We start from the raw sequence: 19,573 nt of genomic DNA, 5'->3' as shown, positions 1-19,573 counted from the left end.
GGAGACCGAACGATTGATTCACGGTAATGCCGATGCCGCGCGAAGCACCTGCCGATCGCTGGCGCCCGAGCCTGACGCTGACGGTCACAAAAACGACAGGTCAGCGCCCTATGCGGGCATCGGTGTCGGCTTCTGGGACAATTGGCTGCGGTGACATGAACATGCACACGACATCGTTGACCCCGTCGACGCAAACCCAGACTTCGCGCCCCGGCGCCGAAGCGCTCGTCGATCTCGGGGCGATCGCCCACAACGTGCGCGTTTTGCGTGAGCACGCGGGGTCCGCCCAGGTGATGGCGGTCGTCAAGGCCGACGCGTACGGCCATGGCGCCGTCCAGGCGGGCCGGGCGGCGGTGGCCGCCGGCGCCGCCGAGTTGGGGGTCGCCACCATCGACGAGGCGCTGGCCCTGCGCTCGGGTGGCATCACCGCACCCGTGCTGGCCTGGCTGCATCCGCCGGGCACCGACTTCGCCCCGGCGTTGACGGCCGATGTGCAAATCGCCGTCTCGTCGGCGCGGCAAGTCGCCGAACTGCTCGACGCGGTCCGGCGCACCGGACGCACGGCCGAGGTCACGATCAAGGTCGATACCGGGCTCAACCGCAACGGGGTCCTTCTGGCCGATTACCCGACGGTCCTGGCCGAACTGCAGCGTGCCGTTGCCGCCGATGCGGTCCGGTTGCGCGGCATCATGTCGCACCTGGCCAACGGTGACCTTCCCGATGATCCACTCAATGACCTTCAGGCGCAGCGGTTTACCGACATGATCGCCGAAGCACGCAGGCGCGGCGTCGAATTCGAGGTGGCCCACCTGTCCAACTCGCCGTCGGCGATGGCGCGGCCAGACCTGGCCTTCGACATGGTCCGGCCCGGTATCGCAGTGTATGGACTGAGCCCCATCCCCGAGCGTGGCGATATGGGGTTGCGTCCGGCGATGACGCTGAAATGCGCGGTAGCGATGGTCAAACCGGTCAAAGCCGGCGATGGCGTGTCCTACGGGCACACTTGGATCGCCGGCCGCGACACCAACGTGGCGTTGCTGCCCATCGGCTACGCCGACGGGCTGTACCGGCCGCTCGGTGGCCGGATCGACGTGCTGATCAACGGCAGGCTGCGCCCCAGCGTCGGACGGGTCTGCATGGATCAGTTCGTCGTCGATATCGGTCCTGGTGAACCCGACATCGCCGAGGGCGACGAGGCGATTCTGTTCGGCCCCGGCACTTCCGGTGAGCCGACGGCCCAGCACTGGGCCGACCTACTCGGCACCATCCACTATGAGGTGGTCACCAGCCCGCGCGGGCGGGTGGTACGTACCTATCGGGAGGCTGATGCCGGTGGGCAGTGATCACGAGAAGAACCTCAAGCGTTCCCGCGGCATCGACGAACGCTTGGCGCGTCGTGCCGAGAAGACCGCCGAACGGCTGGCCCGCAAGTCCGACCGCCCCGGTCTCGGGGTCGGCAAGAAGGCCGGGTTGATGGCCGGTGTGGCCGGACTGGGCGCTGTCAGCACCGTTGCCGGGCTGTCGGCCGCGCGTTCGCTGCGGTACCGGTCCTTCATCGAAGATGCCTACCGGGGTGAGGATTTCGCGCTTCTCGACGCCGATCGCGGCTGTGTCGTCACCACCCCGGACGGCACCCCGCTGGTGGTGCGCGAGGTCGGGCCGATCACCGCTCCGCTCACCGTTGTGTTCGCCCACGGATTCTGCCTGCGGATGGGGTCTTTTCACTTTCAGCGGGCCGCCCTGGCGGACCGCTGGGGAGGTCAGGTCCGGATGGTGTTCTACGACCAGCGTGGCCACGGACAGTCCAGCGCGGCACCGGTCGATACCTACACGGTGACCCAGCTGGGTCAGGACCTGGAAACCATTCTGCAGGTGATGGTTCCGCGTGGCCCGATCGTGCTCGTCGGGCATTCGATGGGCGGGATGACGGTGCTGTCGCACGCCCGTCAGTTCCCCGAGCACTACGGCAGCCGCGTCGTCGGTGCGGCGCTGATCTCCTCGGCCGCCGAAGGTCTGCCTCGTTCGCCGGTGGGCGAGATCCTGCAGAACCCCGCGCTGGAGGCTGTTCGTTTCGCGGCGCGGTACGTACCCAAGATGATTCACCGTACCCGTGGCGCAGCCCGTTCGGTGCTGCGCCCGATCCTGCGTACCGCCTCCTACGGCGACGACAAGACGAGTCCGAGCGTTGCGGCTTTCTCCGAAGAGATGATTCACGACACCCCGATCGCCACCCTGGTCGAGTTCCTGCACGCCCTGGAGGTTCACGACGAGAGTGCGGCGCTGCCGGTACTGGCCCGGATCCCCACCCTGATCGCCTGCGGCGACCACGATGTGCTGACCCCGGTCGTGCACTCCGAGGAGATGGCCGCGGTGCTGCCGAACAGTGAACTGCTCATCGTCGCCGGCGCCGGCCACCTGGTACAGCTCGAACAGCCTGAGGTGATCAACGACGCGCTGGTAAGGCTCGTCGAACGCGCGACCCCGTCGAAACTGGTGGCCTTCGCCCGCGCGCTCAAGGACCGCGCCCGTGGATAGGACGCAGGTGCGCAGCGGCACACTCGAACTGCCCACCGTGGAGGACACCATCGCCCTCGGGGAGCAGCTGGGCCGGCAGCTGCGGGCCGGCGACGTTGTCGTCCTGTCCGGGCCACTGGGAGCTGGAAAGACCGCCCTCACCAAGGGAATCGCACTCGGCATGGATGTCGAGGGGCCGGTGACCTCGCCGACCTTCGTACTGGCCCGGGTGCACCGGCCGCGGCGCGCTGGACGGCCGGAACTGGTGCATGTCGACGTCTACCGTCTGCTCGAACACACCGGCGCGGACCTGCTGGCCGAACTTGATTCGCTGGACCTCGACGCCGATCTCGACGACGCCGTCGTGGTGGTCGAATGGGGTGAAGGTCTGGCCGAACGGCTCTCGGAGAATCACCTGGACATCACCCTCGTGCGCAGCGCCGACAGCGAGATGCGCACCGCGACATGGCAGTGGAATCACCGATGATCCACAACGTCTTGGTCATCGATACCGCCACGCCGGCCGTGACGGCCGCGGTTGTGGTTCGCGGCGACGGGATCGGCGTCGCCGGAGAGCGGATCACGCTGGACGCACGCGCTCATGCCGAGACGTTGACCCCCAACGTGGTGGTGGCGGTCTCCGATGCCGGCCTGACGATGGCCGATCTGGACGCCGTCGTCGTCGGTTGCGGCCCAGGACCGTTCACCGGCCTACGGGTCGGAATGGCGACGGCCGCGGCCTACGGGCATGCCCTGGGCCGCCCGGTCCACGGCGTATGCAGCCTGGACGCGATCGGGGCGCTGACGACCGGTGAGGTGCTGGTGGTCACCGACGCCCGCCGCCGCGAGGTGTATTGGGCGCGCTATCGCGACGGCGCGCGCATCGAGGGGCCGGATGTCGCCGCGCCCGCCGATGTATCGGTCGGTGCAGCCGTTGCGATCGCCGGATCGCCGGAACACGCCGCACTGTTCGGGCTGCCCGTCATCGGCCCCGCCTACCCGACCGCGACGGGTCTGGTTGCCGCCGTTAGTGATTGGACTACAGATCCCGATCCGCTGGTGCCGCTGTATCTGCGCCGCCCGGATGCCAAGACGTTGGCTGAACGCGGAGTCCTGCAATGAACGTCCGGTACGGCCCGCTGACCAAGGCCGACGCCGCCCGCTGTGCGGAGCTGGAGAACATGCTGTTCGAGGGTGATGACCCGTGGCCGGATTTCGCGTTCGTCCGTGAGTTGGCCGCTCCGCACAACCGCTACGTCGCCGCCCGGGTCGACGACAAACTGGTCGGCTACGCCGGGATCTCGCGGTTGGGGCGCATCCCGCCGTTCGAGTACGAGATCCACACCGTCGGAGTCGATCCCGCCTATCAGGGGCAGGGGATCGGTCGGCAGATGATGGTCGAGCTGCTGAGCGCGATCGGCCCGGACTCGGTGGTGTACCTGGAGGTCCGCACCGACAACGAGCCGGCGATCGCGCTCTACACCAGCCTCGGCTTCGCCAAAGTCGGCGTACGCAAGCGCTATTATCGGGTCAGTGGCGCCGACGCCTACACTATGCGACGGGACGCTCATGCCTGACCCCGAGTCGCTTCGCCCCTGCCCGCCGTCCCAGATTGTCTTGGCCATCGAAAGTTCCTGTGATGAAACGGGAGTCGGCATCGCTCGGCTGGATGCCGACGGCACAGTGTCGCTGCTCGCCGACGAGGTGGCCTCCAGCGTCGACGAGCACGCCCGGTTCGGCGGCGTGGTTCCCGAGATCGCCTCGCGCGCCCACCTCGAAGCACTCGGGCCGACGATGCGCAGGGCGCTGCGGGTCGCCGGCATCGACAGACCCGACATCGTCGCGGCCACCATCGGGCCGGGCCTGGCCGGTGCCCTGCTGGTCGGTGTGGCCGCCGCCAAGGCCTATGCCGCCGCGTGGGGCGTTCCGTTCTACGCCGTCAACCACCTCGGCGGGCACCTGGCCGCCGATGTCTACGATCACGGTCCGCTGCCCGAATGTGTGGGCCTGCTGGTCTCGGGCGGGCACACCCACCTGCTGCACGTGCGGTCACTGGGCGAGCCGATCGTCGAACTCGGCAGCACTGTCGACGACGCGGCGGGGGAGGCCTACGACAAGGTGGCCCGCTTGCTGGGGCTGGGTTATCCGGGCGGGCGGCCGCTGGACGAGCTGGCCCGCACCGGCGACCGTGAGGCGATCGTCTTCCCACGGGGTATGACCGGTCCGCGCGATGAGCCGTTCGCGTTCTCGTTCTCCGGCCTCAAAACCGCCGTCGCCCGCTACGTCGAAAGCCATCCCGAGGCGTCGACCGCCGACATCGCCGCCGGATTCCAGGAGGCCGTCTCCGACGTGCTCACCGCCAAGGCGGTGCGGGCGGCCGGCGAGCTCGGAGTATCTACTTTGCTGATTGCCGGCGGGGTGGCAGCCAATTCGCGACTGCGTGAATTGGCCGAAGAGCGGTGTGCAGCAGCGGGTTTGACACTTCGGATTCCCCGACCACGGTTGTGCACCGACAATGGGGCGATGATCGCCTCGTTCGCCGCGCATCTGATCGCGGCCGGCGCGGCGCCGTCGCCGCTGGACGTGCCCAGCGACCCCGGCCTGCCGGTCATCGCCGGCCAGGTCATGACGAGCCGGTCCGGCCGGTGATGCACTACGACAACCGGCTGCGTCCGGCGCAGCCGACCACCCCGGCACCGGATGCCTTCACCGTCCACCGCCGTGAGGTGCCGGCAACCACTGGCCGGGATGGGCTCGCGCTGGCCTTCGTGGACGAAGGAGTCGGCGGCTATCCGCTACTCCTGCTGCACGGCTATCCCGAAACCAAGCGGATCTGGTGGCGCAACATCGCCGCACTCGCCGAGGCCGGCTACGAGGTGATCGCCCCGGACCTGCGCGGGCACGGCGACTCTGACCTGTCCCAGGATGACGTTTACGACATCGCGGCCTACAGCCGCGACGTCTACCTGCTGGTCCACGATGTCCTCGGCCATGAGCACTGCGGCGTCGTCGGCGGCGACGTCGGCGGGGTGGTCGCCGTGGACCTGCTGCACCGGTATCCCGGCTTCGTCGACAAGCTGGTGTTCTTCGACACCGTGCCGCCGCTGGTGTTCGACGACTACGTCGCCGCGGGCATCGACCCGGCCGTCATCCTGAGCGACGGACCCACCGGCGACTACCGCCACCGCCAGGGCGCCACCCCCGACGAACTGGCCGCCGAGCTGGACACCGTCGACAAACGGCGCCGCTACATCGGCGAGATGTACGGCCACCGGCTGTGGGCTTCGCCCGGGACGTTCAGCGCCGATGATGTCGATTTCATGACCGAACCCTTCGGCGCCGAGGAGCGGCTGCGGGCCGGCTGGGCCGTCTACCAGCTCGCACACGGCAGGCCGTCCAGCGAACCGCCGATCATGGACCGCAAGGTCGACGTGCCGACCCTGATCCTCTACGGCATGGACGACCACGTCGTCGGCCCGGAGTTCGTGCATCTGTGCGAGGTGGCCTTCACCGACCGAACCGGACCCGTCGTGCTGCCCGGCGCCGGGCACTTCCTGCAGTGGGAACGCGCCGACCTGGTCAATGCCCTGGTCATCGCGTTTTTCGGCGATATGCGCGTGCTACACGAGTTGCCGGCCTGAGCGGCCAGGTCTGCTCTCGGCGAATACGCAGCGGGCCACCCTTGAGTGCTAGCACTCGCATGTATAGAGTGCTAGGTGGCTTGCGGACAAACCCTGTGTCGGCACCCGCGACGACGGCGCGAGGGCATGGACGTATGCCGAACACCTGGTAATTCCGACTGGTCCGGGCGCATTAGCCCCGGCCCGCAAGTTAACTAAGTGGAGGACTCCATCGTGGCCGTGAACATCAAGCCACTCGAGGACAAGATCCTCGTACAGGCCAATGAGGCCGAGACGACCACCGCGTCGGGTCTGGTCATCCCGGACACCGCCAAGGAGAAGCCGCAGGAAGGCACCGTCGTCGCAGTTGGCCCCGGCCGCTGGGATGAGGATGGCGAGAAGCGGATTCCCCTGGACGTTGCCGAGGGTGACACCGTCATCTACAGCAAGTACGGCGGCACCGAGATCAAGTACAACGGCGAGGAGTACTTGATCCTGTCGGCCCGCGACGTGCTGGCGGTCGTCAACAAGTAGCAGTCGTGAACCGCCCCGGAGATCCCCGTAGCGGTACGGGTGGTGTCCGGGGCGGAACGCGCTGGAGCGAAGTCAGGACTGATATATGAGCAAGCAGATTGAGTTCAACGAGACTGCGCGCCGGGCCATGGAGGTCGGCGTCGACAAGCTCGCCGACGCCGTGCGGGTGACGCTGGGCCCGCGTGGCCGCTATGTGGTGCTCGCCAAGGCGTTCGGCGGCCCGACCGTCACCAACGACGGCGTGACCATCGCCCGTGAGATCGAGCTGGAGGATCCGTTCGAGAACCTCGGCGCGCAGTTGGTGAAGTCGGTGGCCACCAAGACCAACGACGTCGCCGGTGACGGCACCACCACGGCCACCGTACTGGCGCAAGCCATCATCAAGAACGGCCTGCGCAACGTCGCTGCGGGCGCCAACCCGATCGCACTCGGATCGGGGATCGGCCGGGCGGCTGACGCCGTGTCGGAGGCGCTGCTGGCCGCGGCTACCCCGGTCGCCGGCAAGACCGGCATCGCCCAGATCGCGACCGTCTCCTCACGTGACGAGGAGATCGGCGAGATGGTCGGCGAGGCGATGACCAAGGTCGGCGGCGACGGTGTGGTCAGCGTCGAGGAGTCCTCGACGATGAACAACGAGCTAGAGATCACCGACGGTGTCGGTTTCGACAAGGGCTTCATCTCGGCCTACTTCGTCACCGATTTCGACTCGCAGGAGGCTGTCCTCGAGGACGCCTTGGTGCTGCTGCACCGCGACAAGATCAGCTCCCTGCCCGACCTGCTGCCGTTGCTGGAGAAGGTGGCCCAGGACGGGAAGCCGCTGCTGATAGTCGCCGAGGACGTCGAGGGTGAGGCGCTGTCGACGCTGGTCGTCAACGCCATCCGCAAGACGCTCAAGGCGGTCGCGGTCAAGGCGCCGTTCTTCGGCGACCGCCGCAAGGCGTTCCTCGATGACCTGGCTGTCGTGACCGGTGCTCAGGTGGTCAACCCCGATGTCGGCCTGCTGCTGCGTGACGTCGGCCTCGAGGTGCTGGGCACCGCGCGCCGCGTGGTGGTCAGCAAGGACGACACCGTCATCGTCGACGGCGGCGGCACCAAGGAGGACATCGCCGACCGGGTCAAGCAGCTCAAGGGCGAGATCGAGGCGAGCGAATCCGACTGGGACCGCGAGAAGCTGCAGGAACGGTTGGCCAAGCTGGCCGGCGGCGTCGCGGTGATCAAGGTTGGTGCGGCCACCGAGACCGCGCTCAAGACGCGTAAAGCCTCGGTTGAGGATGCCGTGCACGCGGCCAAGGCCGCAGTCGAGGAGGGCATCGTCGCCGGTGGCGGCAGCGCCCTGGTGCAGGCCAACAAGGCCCTCGACGCGCTGCGGGCATCGGTATCCGGCGACGAGGCGCTCGGCGTCGAGGTGTTCGCCTCGGCACTGACGGCCCCGCTGTTCTGGATCGCCACCAACGCCGGTCTCGATGGAGCCGTCGTGGTCAACAAGGTCGGTGAGCTGCCCACCGGGCACGGTTTCAACGCCGCAACACTGACCTATGGCGACCTGATCGCCGACGGTGTGATCGATCCGGTCAAGGTGACCCGCTCCGCGGTGCTCAACGCCGCGTCGGTGGCACGCATGGTGCTCACCACCGAGACCGCGATCGTGGAGAAGCCGGTCGAGGTCGAGGACGACGGTCATGGCCACGGCCATCACCACGGGCACGCGCACTAAGTAGTTCTCTGCCGAGCAGACGGAACCGCCCCCGACACGCCGAGTGTTCGGGGGCTTTTCCGTCTGCTCATACCCGTGGTTTGACGTCCTTGTCAATTAATGTCCCAGCCATTACGGTCCGAGCGGGACCAGTGCGGGGAGGCCAACCAGATGACAGTGACGGACGCGATTCGATTCACCGGCTTTGCGGCAAAGACTGTCGGCGACTCCGTGTGGGTGAACAGCAAGGCGTTTCGCGCCCGCCGGCACTGGCAGATCGATGCGGCGATCAGCGATTACGACCCGCTCGACCCGGTGACGGCCGCGCAGCCCCATGAGGCCTATCGCCGGCTGCATGCCGGCGACCGGGTGCAGTACAACCCGAAACGTAAGGTGTGGATCCTGAGCCGTCTGGACGACGTCCGGACCGCCCTTCGCGACGACACGGCATTGTCCAGCGCCGACGGGCCCTCCCTGATCAAAGTCCGGGCGCCGACCCTGGTTTCGACCGACGGTGACAAGCATGCCCAGCTGCGCCGCCAGGTGTTGCCCGCCTTCACCAAAGCGGCATTGGACGGTTGGCGTCAGGCCATCGATGAGCTGGCGGCGGAGACGGTTCGCGACGTGATGGACCATCCCGGTTGTGACGTCGTCCAACGGTTGGCGGTACCCATGCCGGTACGGCTCATCGCCCGACTACTCGGTGTCCCCGACACGGACGTGGCGGATTTCCGGCGGTGGTCGGAAGCGGCCGTACAGGTCACCGATCTGGCGCCGACGGCGGCAGGCGTGCGGAAGCTGGCAGGCGCGCTGAGCGGTTCCTGGGCGATGGAGCGCTACTTCCGACGACAGTTCGCCGCAGGTGGACTGAAGGGCACGGACGCCATCCTCGGACGACTCCTGGCCGAGAACGAGGCAGGTTCGCTCAGCGATGCCGAATTGTTCCGGTTCGCGATGCTGCTGCTGTTGGCCGGCAATGAGACCACCACCAATCTGCTCGGCGGCATGTTCGCCACTTTGGCCGCCAACCCCGAACAGTTCGACGCGGTGCGCGCCGATCACGGGTTGATCCCGATGGCGATCGAGGAATGTCTGCGCTACCTGTCGCCGGCCCAGAACCTGTATCGCACAGCGCTCAGTGACTACCGGGTGGGCGAGGTGACCATTCCGGCGGGCGCGCGGATCTTGCTATGCCTCGGTGCCGCTAACCGCGACCCGCGGGTCTTCGACAAGCCTGACGAGTTCCGGGTGGACCGAAACTCGACCCAGCACATCGCTTTTGGGTTCGGAGTCCATCTTTGTTTGGGTGCTCAGCTGACCCGCATGGAAGCCCAAGCGGTGCTGCTTGAACTCGCGACGCAGGCTAGTGGGATATCGACGGTGGGTGAAGTGATCTGGTCGACCAATAGCTTGTTGCGGGGACCGACGCGCGTGCCGGTGCGCCTCACCCGGGCCTGAGCGACCATCAATCGAGTCCAACACGGTGGCGGGTGGTCGGTGACGGCTGCTTCGGGATTACCTGTGGTGGCCTGCTCCGATGTGTGAGCTCGGGTAGCCTCGGATCAGGAAGCAATAGGGACCGGGGGGCCGCTATGCACGTCTCGGCGTTTGTTCCAGTAGTGAGTGCGGATGACAGCGGCTCGGGCATCACAGCCACTGGTTTTCCGATGACCACATTCTCTGTCGGTGAGTTTCCGATCGGGGTTCAGATTCCGATCGTCTTGTCGGTGTGGACCGACAACGGCTCCGATCACGACCCGCACTTGTACACGGTCGCCCGCGATCCGGACGGGGAGCGGCGCGGTACGGTCGAGGTGTTCTGGCATTGGCCAGACGTCGATGGCCAGCCGTGCAAGGTGGGCGCGAGGGTGCTGCAATTGGCCTTCGTCGCCACGAAGCCGGGCACGTATCGGGTGGGCCTCTACGAGGAACCGGACTGCATGGAAACCGACCACTCATTCCCGTTGGTTGTGACGGGGTCGGTGCCCAGCCTGGTTAGTCACTGAAGGCCCGGCAGCTCGACAACGAGCACCACGCGCAGGTGACTGCATTCGAGACCCGAATACCGTGCGTGCGAGCCGGGCCGAAGGAATACGCTCGAAGGGAATCGGGGACAGGGAGCGGGACGTATGCCCCTCACGGATCTGCGTTACCCGGCGGCCGGGCTCATGGCCTGTGCGGCCGCGATCGTGTGCGGGGTGCCGGCCAACGCCGACCCGCTGGACCCGATCCCCGGGGAGGGATTCTTTCTCGTCGGACCCGATATCGCGCCGGGCCTCTACAACACCGGCGGGTCGGCATCGCCCTTCGGGATCTGGATCAACGACGTGCCGACCCAGGACTCGATGTGCGTCTGGTTCACCTACAGCACACCTGACTCGAACAAGGACCATGTGGTCGCCACGAACATGTCCATCGGTCCGATGAACGCCAACATCAATTCGACGGTGAAGGCCTTCGAGTCGCACAACTGTCAGCCTTGGACTCGGGTCACCTGAGCTGAGCATGACGCAAGTGACAGCCACCGGGCAGGAGACGGCGCGACCAGGCCGCTGGTGCCGGGAGCCTGACAGCTACCTAGGAATCCAGCCAGTCCCAGGCCTGGTCGACGTCGTCGAAATACCGGGCCTCTTGGGCATAGAACGGCTCAGCGAGCCGGGTTAGCCACTTCTCCCACTGGTGGTGACCGACTAGGGCCATTCGCTCGATCGAGCGGTGGTATTTCTTGCCGAACCGAAGGTCCGCGCCCCAGGCCTCGACCTTCTCCCAGTGGAATTCGCTCATGTCCAGCAGGACCCGCACTGATCCCGATGCATCGACGATGGTCTGAACGTCAGGTCCGAGGATGTCATAGTCCGCACGGGTGACATCCCCGCTGACCCGGAATCCAACAACGTTGTCATGACTGCGGGACATTTTCTCGATCACAACGACCTCCTCAACAGTTCACCCTCCACACAAACTACACATACGTGTAGATCGATCAGGCGCGAACGGCGCTCGAACAACCCGGCCGAACGTTGTCGTCAAACGCATTTGCAGCACAACACCTTTGCTGGATCGAGCACCGCCGCCGTCGGCCCCGAGATCGGGGTCTACGTCCGAGGCGGCGGGTGCGGTTTCGGTGGAGTCGCTGCAGAATGGGTGATCGGCCGTACCGCGAACAGCGCCTCGTGCTGGGGTGGTTTCGCTACGAGCGACCCGCTGGCCACGCCGACTACTACTTCCGTATTCACGGCGCCGCCGCTGACGCACAGGAGTTATACCGCCAAAGCGCCGCTGAGTCGGCGGGTGACCGCGGCGAGCTGTTCACCCATCCGGGTGATGTCTGCGCCGCTCATCGGCTCTGCACTGGGAACGAGGCTGAGCATCAGTGACATTCGAGAATCCGGCCCGAGGATCGGGGAGTCGATGTGGCTCACCGTGTAGGTTCCCTTGGGCTCGAGGCTGGCCGGGAACCACTCCTCCTGGTGGATCAGTTCGTCGGTCAACTCCTGGGCCAGTTGACTCAGCCGGGTAGAGCGGACCTCCGCGCTGCGCACGATCAACGCCAGTTCCTGTAGGCGCAGATCCGGCAGCAGATGAAGCCCTACCGCGTAACCACGCTGCGTGGCATTGGCGATCGCGTGTCGGTACCGATCGCGGACGTCCTCGGGCAGCGTGCTCAGCCAGCGCTCCCGAACCTCCGGGTGACTCCACGCGACGGTCGAGGCTCCGTAAGGCGGGCGGTGCGGGAACTGGGTCCCGATCGGCATCGGGTGACCGCCGCCGTGGCTGCTTCGAACCTGGTCGACGACGGTCGAATGATCGTCGTCCACCGAGAACGCGACGCAGTGGGCGCCGGTCGCTGCCGACAGCTCGGCCATCGCCGAGCGTGCCAGCACCAGCGCCGGGTAGCGGTCGGCCGCTTCGCGTCCGAGACGAACCAGCGCGGGGCCGAGGTGATAGGTCTTGCGAACCGGATCGCGCAGCAGCCACCCGGCCCGGAGCAGTTCCGAGAGCATCGAGTGGCAACTGGCTTTGTGGACGCCCAAATACCGAGACACCTCGGCCAACGTCACGCCGCGGCTCCCGTCACCCGCTAGATGCTCGAACAGGTTCACCACCCGTTCGGTCTGTGGCGACGGTCGAGCAGCCATCGACTGATGGTCGCATATTGCGACTGCTTGCGGTGTGATAAGCGACCATGTGACGATGGCCACAATGAACGACCTTGAAGGCAAAGTGGCCGTCGTCACCGGGGGAGCCGGGGGGATCGGCCGCGCAATGGGCAGGCGTTTCGGTCAGGCCGGGATGAAGGTGGTGCTCGCCGACGTCCTGGCCGAATCCCTGGACCAGGCCACCAGGGCACTCGCCGACGACGGCATCGAGGCGCTCGGGGTGGTCACCGATGTCACCGACTACTCCTCGGTCGAATCGCTGGCGAAGGAGGCGCTCGATCGCTTCGGCGCCGTGCATGTCGTGTGCAACAACGCCGGCACCGGCGGGGTCTCCGAGGGCTACATGTGGGAACACGACCTCGCCGACTGGCGCTGGGGGATCGACGTCAACGTGCTCGGCGTCATCCACGGGATCAAGGCCTTCGTGCCGATCCTGCTGGAGCAGGGTGAGGGACACGTGGTCAACACCTGCTCGGGCAACGGCGGGTTCGCGCCGATCGCCCGGGGCGCGATGGGCGGGCCGGCTACGGCCGTCTACCCGATGACCAAGGCCGCGGTGCTGTGTCTGACCGAGAGCCTCTACACGCACCTGGAGATGACGGGATCCGGGGTGCGCGCCCACGTCCTGTTTCCCAGCGGCTTCTTGAACACCGGCATCTGGGAATCGTGGCGCCATCGACCGACCCGGTACGCCGCGACCCAGGACCGTCGCACACCCGACCAGACCCTCGAACGGGTCCTGGGCCGCTTCGAATCCGCAGGCGTCCATGTCGAATTCACGCCGCTCGAAACCGTTGCCGAACAGGTCATTGAGGGAATCCGGGCGAACAGTTTCTGGATGATGGGCCCGCCCGCGCCGTCGGATCAGGTGGTGAGCAGCAAGGCGGCGTCGATCCTGTCCCGGGGCGAGCCCGACTATTTGGTCGACGTCCTCGGCAAACACGCCGAGAACACGTCGGAAACCGGAGGAGGAAAGTCTTGAGCACCAACGTCATTCGCTACGGACCTCGCCCGCCCGAGGCGCGCGTCGACCATGAGATCGACGCCACCAAGGCGCCGATCGCCACCGAGGCCGTCACCGTCACCTACCTCACCGACCCGGAGATCGTTGCCGTCGTGCTGCCCAAGCCGCTGCAGCCCGCGGCCGAACCCCTGGTCCGGATCCAGTTGCAGCGGGTCCAGATCGAAGGCAGGCCGCCATTCGGTTCAGCGGTGTTCTCGGTGACCGCCCGGGACGGCGACCGTGAGGGGGACTATCCCCTGTTCATGCCGCAGTCCACCGAGCAGTCCGTCACCGGCGGGCGCGAAACCTTCGGCGAGCCCAAGAAACTGGCCGAGATCGCCGTCGAGCGTGACGCAGACAGAGTCACCGCCACGGTTGCCCGACTGGGGTATCCGCTCATCAGCGTGGCCGGTCGTGTCACGGGGGAATTGGAGCTGCCGCCCGACCAGGTCAACACCGAGTTCTACTTCAAGTTCCTGCGCGCCCCCGACGGCGACGGCATCACCGACCCCCACCTCGTGTACGGCGAATACCACCGGCACTACGAGCTGCTGGAGAACATCGAGGGCACCCTCGAATTGGGGGAGTCACCGCTGGATCCGGTGGCCGACATCGTCGTCCGTGAGGTCCGGTCGGTCACCTGGTGTCGTCGACGCACCGTCCAGGTGGGACGCATCGCGCGGCAGGTGCCGCAGGAGTGGCTGCTGCCCTACGTGCACCAGCGCTACGACGACGTCGCATTGCTCGCCGCGCCCAGGCCGGAACCAACCCGGGTCTAGCGCATGGACCGCTACACCGTCATCTCGGCGGATTGTCACGCCGGTGCCGACCTGCTCGACTACCGCGACTACCTCGATCCTGAGTTCAGGGACGAATTCGACAGCTGGGCAGCCACTTACGTCAACCCGTTCGCCGACCTCGCCGATGCCGATGCCGAACGCAACTGGGACAGCGACCGGCGCAACGCGGATCTGGATCAAGAGGGTATCGCCGGAGAGGTCATCTACCCCAACACCATTCCGCCGTTCTTCCCGTCGTCGAGCCTGGCGGCGACGCCCCCGGAGACCGCCCGGGAGCTCGAGCTGCGCTGGGCTGGTCTGCGTGCGCACAATCGCTGGCTGGCCGACTTCTGCTCGCTGTCACCGCAGCGCCGCGCCGGGGTGGGACAGGTCATGCTCCAAGACCTGGACGAAGCTGTCACCGAGGTGGCGCGGATCGCCAAACTTGGTCTGCGCGGCGGTGTTCTGCTGCCCGGGATCCCGCCCGGGGCGGCCATCCCGCAACTCTACGCTGAACACTGGGAGCCGCTGTGGGCGGCCTGCGCCGAGGCCGGCATTGTGGTCAACCACCACGGCGGCAACGCCGGACCGAGCCCGCTCGACGGGTGGGGTAGCTCGTTCGCGATATGGGTGTACGAGACGCACTGGTTCGCGCACCGGGCGTTGTGGCACCTGATCTTCAGCGGCGCGATGGATCGCCACCCCGACCTCACCGTGGTCCTCACCGAGCAGGGTGCCGGGTGGATCCCGGCGACCCTCGATTCACTCGACGTCGCCGCGGCCCGCTACGCGCGGGCCGGCTCGGCGATCGCCCGCTTCGCCGGTCCAACCGCCGGCTCCTTGCACCTCAAACCCAGCGAGTACTGGGCGCGCCAGTGCTACGTCGGCGCCAGTTTCATGCGACCCGTCGAGTGCGCCGAGCGCCACGACATCGGCGTCGACCGCATCATGTGGGGAAGTGACTACCCCCACCTCGAGGGAACCGGAACCTTCACCCGAGAAGCGTTGCGCTACACGTTCTCCGGTGTGCCACCTGTGGAAGTCGCGGCCATGCTGGGCGGAAACGCGGCCACCGTCTACGACTTCGATCTGGCGGCTCTCAAACCGTTGGTCGACCGCATCGGCCCGACGGTGGCTGAGGTCGCCGAGCCGCTGGCCGCCGTGCCCGCGGGCGCCAGCAGCACCGTATTCGAACCCGACCCGATCCGTACCTGGTAGCGAAAGGCCCGCAATGGATCCGTACCTGATCATCTCCGCAGACACCCACGCCGAGCTCCCGACCGAGCAGTACCGCGAGTACGTCGACCCCGAATACCGCGAGGACTTCGAGGTCTACCTCGCCGAGAAGATCGCCGCAGCACAAGCCGGCGGATTCATCGACGAGGAATTCGCACAAGAGTGGTTCTCGGAGAACGGCGAAGGCATCGCCGGTGGATGGGATGTCGCACAACGAGATAAGGAGCTCGACGGCGACGGTGTGGCCGGCGAGGTCATCTTCCCCGACGCCGACGCGGTGACCGGGGTCGCGGGCGCCCCGTTCGGCGCGGGCCTCGGACAGTCGGCCAGCCTTGACCCTGGCCGCGCCATGGCCGGGGCGCGGGCGCACAACCGGTGGCTGGCCGAGCTGTGCGGCCACAGCCCGGAGCGCCGGGCCGGGGTCGCCGTCATCCCGATCCTGGCCGATGTCGACGCGGCGGTCGCCGAGATCAAGCGCGCGGCCGAGTCCGGGCTGCGAGGTGGGATCATGATTCCGGTGCTGTGGGGTGACTATCCGCCCTACCACGATCGTCGCTACGACAAGGTCTGGGCCGCCTGCCAGGACCTGAACATGCCGGTGCACACCCACGTCGGGCCCGCCCCGAGTGAAGAGTATGGACCGCACCTGGGCATCTACACCACCGAGGTGCGGTGGTGGGGAGCCAGACCGCTGTGGTTCGCCTTGTGGGCCGGCGTGTTCGAGCGCTTTCCCAAGCTGCGCTGGGGTGCCACTGAGTGCGGCGCGTACTGGGCCAACGACCTGCTGTGGCTGATGGACACCCGCTTCCTGCGTGAGCACTCCGCGAAGAAGATGAGCAAATTGCTCGAAGGCGATCTCACGATGCCGCCCTCGGCGTACTTCGACCGCAACTGCTTCATCGGAGCCACCACCACCGAGCGCCGCGAACTGGCCCGCCGTTACGAGATCGGTGTCCCGAACATGCTGTGGGGCAACGACTACCCACATCCGGAAGGAACCTGGCCGAACACCCGCAAATGGCTGCGCCACACCTTCTGGGACATCCCCATCGACGAGACCCGGCAGATACTGGGCCTGGCTGCGGCCGAGATCTACAACTTCGACCAGAAGGCGCTGGCGCCGCTCGTCGAACGGATCGGTCCGACGCCTGAAGACCTGGGCCAGGACGATGCGGTGAGCATCCCCAAGTGGGCCGCAGCCCGCGAGGCCGGGCGGCATTGGTTGACGGAAGCGGAGCCCATTCCCGAGCTGGTCGAGAACTGATATAGCACGATCGTGACGAATTCGGCCGATGAGCCACACCTGAAAGTCGAGCGTGACGACGGCGTGGTCGTGCTGACTATGAACAATCCGCAGCGGCGAAATGCGCTGACTCCCTCGATGATCACGTTGATGGCCGAAGCGTGGGACGAGATCGACGGCGACGATGGCATCCGCGCCGCAATTCTTACCGGGGAGGGCTCGTCGTACTGTGTCGGCGGGGACCTCGCCGACGGCTGGATGGTGCGGGGATCCTCCGGCAAGGCGCCCGCACCGGAACGTAAATCCGCGGGCAGCATCATCACCGACGGACTGTTGCTGACCCGTACGCTGGCCAAGCCGCTGATCGCCGCCGTCAACGGAGCTTGCTTGGGTGGCGGCTGTGAAATGCTGCAACAGACCGACATTCGTATCGCCGAGGAACACGCGGTATTCGGCCTGCCCGAAGCGAAGTGGGGGCTGATCGCCGGCGCCGGTTCGACGGTTCGCCTGAAGCGCCAGATTCCCTACACCAAGGCCATGGAGATGATCTTGACTGGTGAACCGTTGAGCGCCGCGGAGGCGTACCACTTCGGTTTGGTCGGGCACGTCGTTCCTACCGGCCAGTCGCTGGAGAAGGCCCGAGAGATCGCGGCCAAAGTATGCGCCAACGGCCCGCTCGCGGTGCGCAATGCGAAGGCATCGATCATTGCGAGCGGATGGCTCGACGAGGCGGACGCCCGGCAGATCGAGCAGCGGTTTGTTGTCGAGGTGATGCGCTCCGGTGATGCCAAGGAGGGCCTTGCGGCGTTCAGCGCCAAGCGCCCTCCGCGATTCACCGGACGATGATCGGAAGGCTGATATGGAACATAGCGGGCCGCTGAGCGGTATTCGGGTACTGGAGTTGTCGATTGCGCTCACCGGCCCGTACATCGGTGCGCTCTTCGCCGATCAGGGCGCTGACGTCGTCAAGGTGGAGCGTCCCGACATCGGCGACATCATGCGATGGATCGGCCCCAGCGTGAACGGGTTGAGTGCGGTCTTCCGGGTCTGCAATCGCGGCAAACAGTCGATCGCGGTGGACATCCGGACCGACGTCGGCCGGGAGATCGCGCTCGAATTGGCCGCCCGCGCCGACGTCGTGATTCAAAACTTCCGACCTGGCGTGGCAGAACGCCTCGGCGTCGGGTACGACGACGTGGTCCAGGTCAACCCCGACGTTGTCTATTTGTCGCTGACCGGTTTTGGCGAGGTAGGGCCCTACCGCGATCGAAGCGCCTACGACACGGTGATTCAGGCCTACGGTGGTGTCGCGTCGAGCCAGGCCTCACCGGGCGTCGGGGAGCCGATCTTCCTGCAGCAGGTGCTCGCCGACAAGGTCACCGCCCTGTATGCCAGCCAAGCGGTTACCGCCGCACTGTTCGCGCGTGCTCGGGGACGCGGCGGACAACATGTGCACGTCTCGATGGTCGACGCGGTCGTCTCGTTTCTGTGGACCGATGCCGCGGGCAATGAGGTTCTGCTCGATGCCGATGGCTCACAGCCGTCGAGCTTCACCTCTGGTTTCAAGCCCTTCCGATTCCTCGACGGCTGGGGCGTGGTGACACCGATCTCGGACTCCGATTTCACCGGAATGTGCCGCGCACTGGACGCGGCGGGTGCCGATGATCCGCGGCTTGCGACCGCGGACCTTCGCAACCAGAACCGACCGTTGATGGCGGAGGTGATGGAGTCGTGTTACGCCGGTGCGGCGACGCTCACCGTCGACCAGGCCACCGCACGGTTCGAGGCCGAGGATGTGCCCTACGCGATGATCGTCCCGCCGCACGAACTGCCCAACGATCCGCACGCCATCGAGATGGAGCTGTTCGAGGAGGCCGACGATCCGGTCGTCGGGCGCACCCGGATCCCCCGGCATCCTGCTCTGTTCGATGTCACGACGGCTCGATTAGCCGGGCCTGCACCAGCTTTGGGTCAGCACACCACCCATGTGCTGGGTCAGCTGGGTCGTTCGGATCAGGAAGACGAGCTGCGGCGGGCCCGGGTCGTCGCGGGGTGATCAGCGCTAGTCGGGGCTGCCGGCCAGCAGTCCGGCCGAGGCGAACTTGAGTCGTTCGCGTACAAGCTGCCGACGGTAGGCGGGTGAGCATGCCCATCTGAGCCGTTATGGCGTTGGCAGCCAGCCCACGATGGCGTCGGTGATGTGTTCGAGTCCCGCAGACCGGCACCTTCGAAGATTTCGGTGAGGTGGCCCTCGGACGCTCCGGACAAGAATGCTTCGCCCTGGGCATCTGGGTCGATCACTCGTACCGCATCCCAGAACGGTGCCAGGGCGCCGGTCGCGCCGTCCCACACGCATGCCGCTACGACCCCGCCGGGGCGGGTCACGCGCGCCATCTGCCGCAGGCCCGCCACGGGGTCCGGCATGAAGTGCACGACCAACTGCGCAACTGCGGCGTCGAATGTTGCTGCGCTGTAGGGTAATTCCTCTGCAGTGCCGAGGCGGGCCTCGACATCGGGTAAACGCTTTGCAAGTGCCTCGATAAAGGGCGGTGACGGGTCGATCGCCGTGACGTCGGCTCCGATCGACAGCAGGTGGGCCGTCAGCGCACCTGTTCCACAGCCGACGTCGAGCACCTTGTCGCCGGCGCCGACTCCCGCGAATCGCGCGAAAACCGTGGCGAGGGGTTCGGCGTAGCGGCCCATGAAACGGGCATAGTCTTCGGGTGGGACGACAAAACTCACCCGGAAAATGTTACGTCGCCGGGGTGCGCGGCCGGGTGTTCTCGATCGG

Annotated in this window: 21 protein-coding genes; 18 read left to right on the top strand and 3 right to left on the bottom strand. The window is 66.7% G+C overall.

All coding sequences use genetic code 11. The features are described 5' to 3' along the window. The first annotated feature begins 155 nt into the window (after positions 1-155). The 12 genes from alr to ORI27_RS19650 all read left to right on the top strand — a co-directional run bounded on the left by alr (position 156) and on the right by ORI27_RS19650 (position 10,859). Positions 156-1,343, top strand: a complete 1,188-nt coding sequence (gene alr, locus ORI27_RS19705; protein WP_407666367.1) for an alanine racemase — start codon at positions 156-158, stop codon at positions 1,341-1,343. 130 nt (positions 1,344-1,473) lie between these two features. Continuing rightward, positions 1,474-2,535: an alpha/beta fold hydrolase gene (locus ORI27_RS19700; protein WP_265998697.1), complete on the top strand. Its 1,062-nt coding sequence runs from the start codon at positions 1,474-1,476 to the stop codon at positions 2,533-2,535. Next, positions 2,528-3,001: a tRNA (adenosine(37)-N6)-threonylcarbamoyltransferase complex ATPase subunit type 1 TsaE gene (tsaE, locus tag ORI27_RS19695; protein WP_265998615.1), complete on the top strand. Its 474-nt coding sequence runs from the start codon at positions 2,528-2,530 to the stop codon at positions 2,999-3,001. Before ORI27_RS19700 ends, tsaE begins: the two co-directional genes overlap by 8 nt. Beyond that, complete coding sequence (tsaB, locus tag ORI27_RS19690; RefSeq protein WP_265998698.1) at positions 2,998-3,636, top strand: tRNA (adenosine(37)-N6)-threonylcarbamoyltransferase complex dimerization subunit type 1 TsaB; 639 nt, start codon at positions 2,998-3,000, stop codon at positions 3,634-3,636. The genes tsaE and tsaB overlap by 4 nt, the downstream gene beginning before the upstream one ends. After that, positions 3,633-4,091 (top strand): ribosomal protein S18-alanine N-acetyltransferase, encoded by a 459-nt coding sequence (gene rimI / locus ORI27_RS19685; protein WP_265998616.1) that lies wholly within the window; start codon positions 3,633-3,635, stop codon positions 4,089-4,091. The genes tsaB and rimI overlap by 4 nt, the downstream gene beginning before the upstream one ends. Then, positions 4,084-5,163: a tRNA (adenosine(37)-N6)-threonylcarbamoyltransferase complex transferase subunit TsaD gene (gene tsaD, locus ORI27_RS19680; RefSeq protein ID WP_265998617.1), complete on the top strand. Its 1,080-nt coding sequence runs from the start codon at positions 4,084-4,086 to the stop codon at positions 5,161-5,163. Before rimI ends, tsaD begins: the two co-directional genes overlap by 8 nt. Then, positions 5,163-6,155, top strand: a complete 993-nt coding sequence (locus tag ORI27_RS19675; RefSeq protein WP_265998699.1) for an alpha/beta fold hydrolase — start codon at positions 5,163-5,165, stop codon at positions 6,153-6,155. Before tsaD ends, ORI27_RS19675 begins: the two co-directional genes overlap by 1 nt. A 210-nt stretch (positions 6,156-6,365) precedes the next feature. Further along, complete coding sequence (gene groES, locus ORI27_RS19670; RefSeq protein ID WP_036346100.1) at positions 6,366-6,668, top strand: co-chaperone GroES; 303 nt, start codon at positions 6,366-6,368, stop codon at positions 6,666-6,668. Between the two features lie 85 nt (positions 6,669-6,753). Then, positions 6,754-8,382, top strand: coding sequence for a chaperonin GroEL (groL, locus tag ORI27_RS19665; RefSeq protein WP_265998618.1), 1,629 nt, complete (start codon positions 6,754-6,756; stop codon positions 8,380-8,382). 150 nt (positions 8,383-8,532) lie between these two features. After that, a complete protein-coding gene (locus ORI27_RS19660; protein ID WP_265998619.1) occupies positions 8,533-9,819 on the top strand; it encodes a cytochrome P450 in 1,287 nt (428 codons plus the stop codon). Positions 9,820-10,028: 209 nt separating this feature from the next. Further along, the gene (locus ORI27_RS19655; protein ID WP_265998620.1) at positions 10,029-10,367 is read left to right on the top strand and encodes a hypothetical protein; all 339 of its coding nucleotides are present in this window, start codon (positions 10,029-10,031) and stop codon (positions 10,365-10,367) included. A gap of 123 nt (positions 10,368-10,490) precedes the next feature. Further along, on the top strand, positions 10,491-10,859 hold the full coding sequence (locus tag ORI27_RS19650; RefSeq protein WP_265998621.1) for a hypothetical protein: 369 nt from the start codon (positions 10,491-10,493) through the stop codon (positions 10,857-10,859). Between the two features lie 79 nt (positions 10,860-10,938). On the opposite strand, the gene ORI27_RS19645 is transcribed toward ORI27_RS19650, so the two are convergent. Both ORI27_RS19645 and ORI27_RS19640 read right to left on the bottom strand, forming a co-directional pair. Then, entirely contained in the window at positions 10,939-11,289 is a 351-nt protein-coding gene (locus tag ORI27_RS19645; RefSeq protein ID WP_265998622.1) for a SpoIIAA family protein, read from the bottom strand. Positions 11,290-11,621: 332 nt separating this feature from the next. After that, on the bottom strand, positions 11,622-12,500 hold the full coding sequence (locus tag ORI27_RS19640; protein WP_265998623.1) for an IclR family transcriptional regulator: 879 nt from the start codon (positions 12,498-12,500) through the stop codon (positions 11,622-11,624). A 64-nt stretch (positions 12,501-12,564) separates the two neighbouring features. Here ORI27_RS19640 and ORI27_RS19635 point away from each other — a divergent pair, with 64 nt between their 5' ends. From ORI27_RS19635 to ORI27_RS19610, 6 genes are read left to right on the top strand one after another with little or no spacing between them, the layout of a single operon-like run. After that, positions 12,565-13,503, top strand: a complete 939-nt coding sequence (locus ORI27_RS19635; protein ID WP_265998624.1) for an SDR family NAD(P)-dependent oxidoreductase — start codon at positions 12,565-12,567, stop codon at positions 13,501-13,503. Further along, entirely contained in the window at positions 13,500-14,303 is an 804-nt protein-coding gene (locus tag ORI27_RS19630) for an acetoacetate decarboxylase family protein (RefSeq protein WP_265998625.1), read from the top strand. Before ORI27_RS19635 ends, ORI27_RS19630 begins: the two co-directional genes overlap by 4 nt. A gap of 3 nt (positions 14,304-14,306) precedes the next feature. Then, on the top strand, positions 14,307-15,521 hold the full coding sequence (locus ORI27_RS19625; protein WP_265998626.1) for an amidohydrolase family protein: 1,215 nt from the start codon (positions 14,307-14,309) through the stop codon (positions 15,519-15,521). A 13-nt stretch (positions 15,522-15,534) separates the two neighbouring features. Beyond that, positions 15,535-16,803 (top strand): amidohydrolase family protein, encoded by a 1,269-nt coding sequence (locus ORI27_RS19620; RefSeq protein WP_265998627.1) that lies wholly within the window; start codon positions 15,535-15,537, stop codon positions 16,801-16,803. A 12-nt stretch (positions 16,804-16,815) separates the two neighbouring features. Beyond that, on the top strand, positions 16,816-17,628 hold the full coding sequence (locus ORI27_RS19615) for an enoyl-CoA hydratase-related protein (protein ID WP_265998628.1): 813 nt from the start codon (positions 16,816-16,818) through the stop codon (positions 17,626-17,628). 13 nt (positions 17,629-17,641) lie between these two features. Then, positions 17,642-18,838, top strand: a complete 1,197-nt coding sequence (locus ORI27_RS19610) for a CaiB/BaiF CoA transferase family protein (protein ID WP_265998629.1) — start codon at positions 17,642-17,644, stop codon at positions 18,836-18,838. Here ORI27_RS19610 and ORI27_RS19605 read toward each other — a convergent pair. Next, positions 18,796-19,524: a class I SAM-dependent methyltransferase gene (locus tag ORI27_RS19605; RefSeq protein ID WP_265998630.1), complete on the bottom strand. Its 729-nt coding sequence runs from the start codon at positions 19,522-19,524 to the stop codon at positions 18,796-18,798. The genes ORI27_RS19610 and ORI27_RS19605 overlap by 43 nt on opposite strands. Positions 19,525-19,573: the final 49 nt, after the last annotated feature.

This window comes from Mycobacterium pinniadriaticum (assembly GCF_026242045.1).
In the GTDB taxonomy this organism is placed as follows: Bacteria; Actinomycetota; Actinomycetes; order Mycobacteriales; family Mycobacteriaceae; genus Mycobacterium; species Mycobacterium pinniadriaticum.
The sequence above is the reverse complement of the archived record's forward strand: the minus strand, read 5'-3'. Positions and strand labels throughout refer to the sequence as shown.

What these genes read in the sequence shown, in the direction of transcription:
- alr (WP_407666367.1), top strand. Translation starts at nt 156, where the DNA reads ATGAACATGCACACGACATCGTTGACCCCGTCGACGCAAACCCAGACT.
- ORI27_RS19700 (WP_265998697.1), top strand. Translation starts at nt 1,474, where the DNA reads ATGGCCGGTGTGGCCGGACTGGGCGCTGTCAGCACCGTTGCCGGGCTG.
- tsaB (WP_265998698.1), top strand. Translation starts at nt 2,998, where the DNA reads ATGATCCACAACGTCTTGGTCATCGATACCGCCACGCCGGCCGTGACG.
- rimI (WP_265998616.1), top strand. Translation starts at nt 3,633, where the DNA reads ATGAACGTCCGGTACGGCCCGCTGACCAAGGCCGACGCCGCCCGCTGT.
- tsaD (WP_265998617.1), top strand. Translation starts at nt 4,084, where the DNA reads ATGCCTGACCCCGAGTCGCTTCGCCCCTGCCCGCCGTCCCAGATTGTC.
- ORI27_RS19675 (WP_265998699.1), top strand. Translation starts at nt 5,163, where the DNA reads ATGCACTACGACAACCGGCTGCGTCCGGCGCAGCCGACCACCCCGGCA.
- groL (WP_265998618.1), top strand. Translation starts at nt 6,754, where the DNA reads ATGAGCAAGCAGATTGAGTTCAACGAGACTGCGCGCCGGGCCATGGAG.
- ORI27_RS19660 (WP_265998619.1), top strand. Translation starts at nt 8,533, where the DNA reads ATGACAGTGACGGACGCGATTCGATTCACCGGCTTTGCGGCAAAGACT.
- ORI27_RS19655 (WP_265998620.1), top strand. Translation starts at nt 10,029, where the DNA reads ATGACCACATTCTCTGTCGGTGAGTTTCCGATCGGGGTTCAGATTCCG.
- ORI27_RS19650 (WP_265998621.1), top strand. Translation starts at nt 10,491, where the DNA reads ATGCCCCTCACGGATCTGCGTTACCCGGCGGCCGGGCTCATGGCCTGT.
- ORI27_RS19640 (WP_265998623.1), bottom strand. Translation starts at nt 12,500, where the DNA reads ATGGCTGCTCGACCGTCGCCACAGACCGAACGGGTGGTGAACCTGTTC.
- ORI27_RS19635 (WP_265998624.1), top strand. Translation starts at nt 12,565, where the DNA reads ATGAACGACCTTGAAGGCAAAGTGGCCGTCGTCACCGGGGGAGCCGGG.
- ORI27_RS19625 (WP_265998626.1), top strand. Translation starts at nt 14,307, where the DNA reads ATGGACCGCTACACCGTCATCTCGGCGGATTGTCACGCCGGTGCCGAC.
- ORI27_RS19620 (WP_265998627.1), top strand. Translation starts at nt 15,535, where the DNA reads ATGGATCCGTACCTGATCATCTCCGCAGACACCCACGCCGAGCTCCCG.
- ORI27_RS19610 (WP_265998629.1), top strand. Translation starts at nt 17,642, where the DNA reads ATGGAACATAGCGGGCCGCTGAGCGGTATTCGGGTACTGGAGTTGTCG.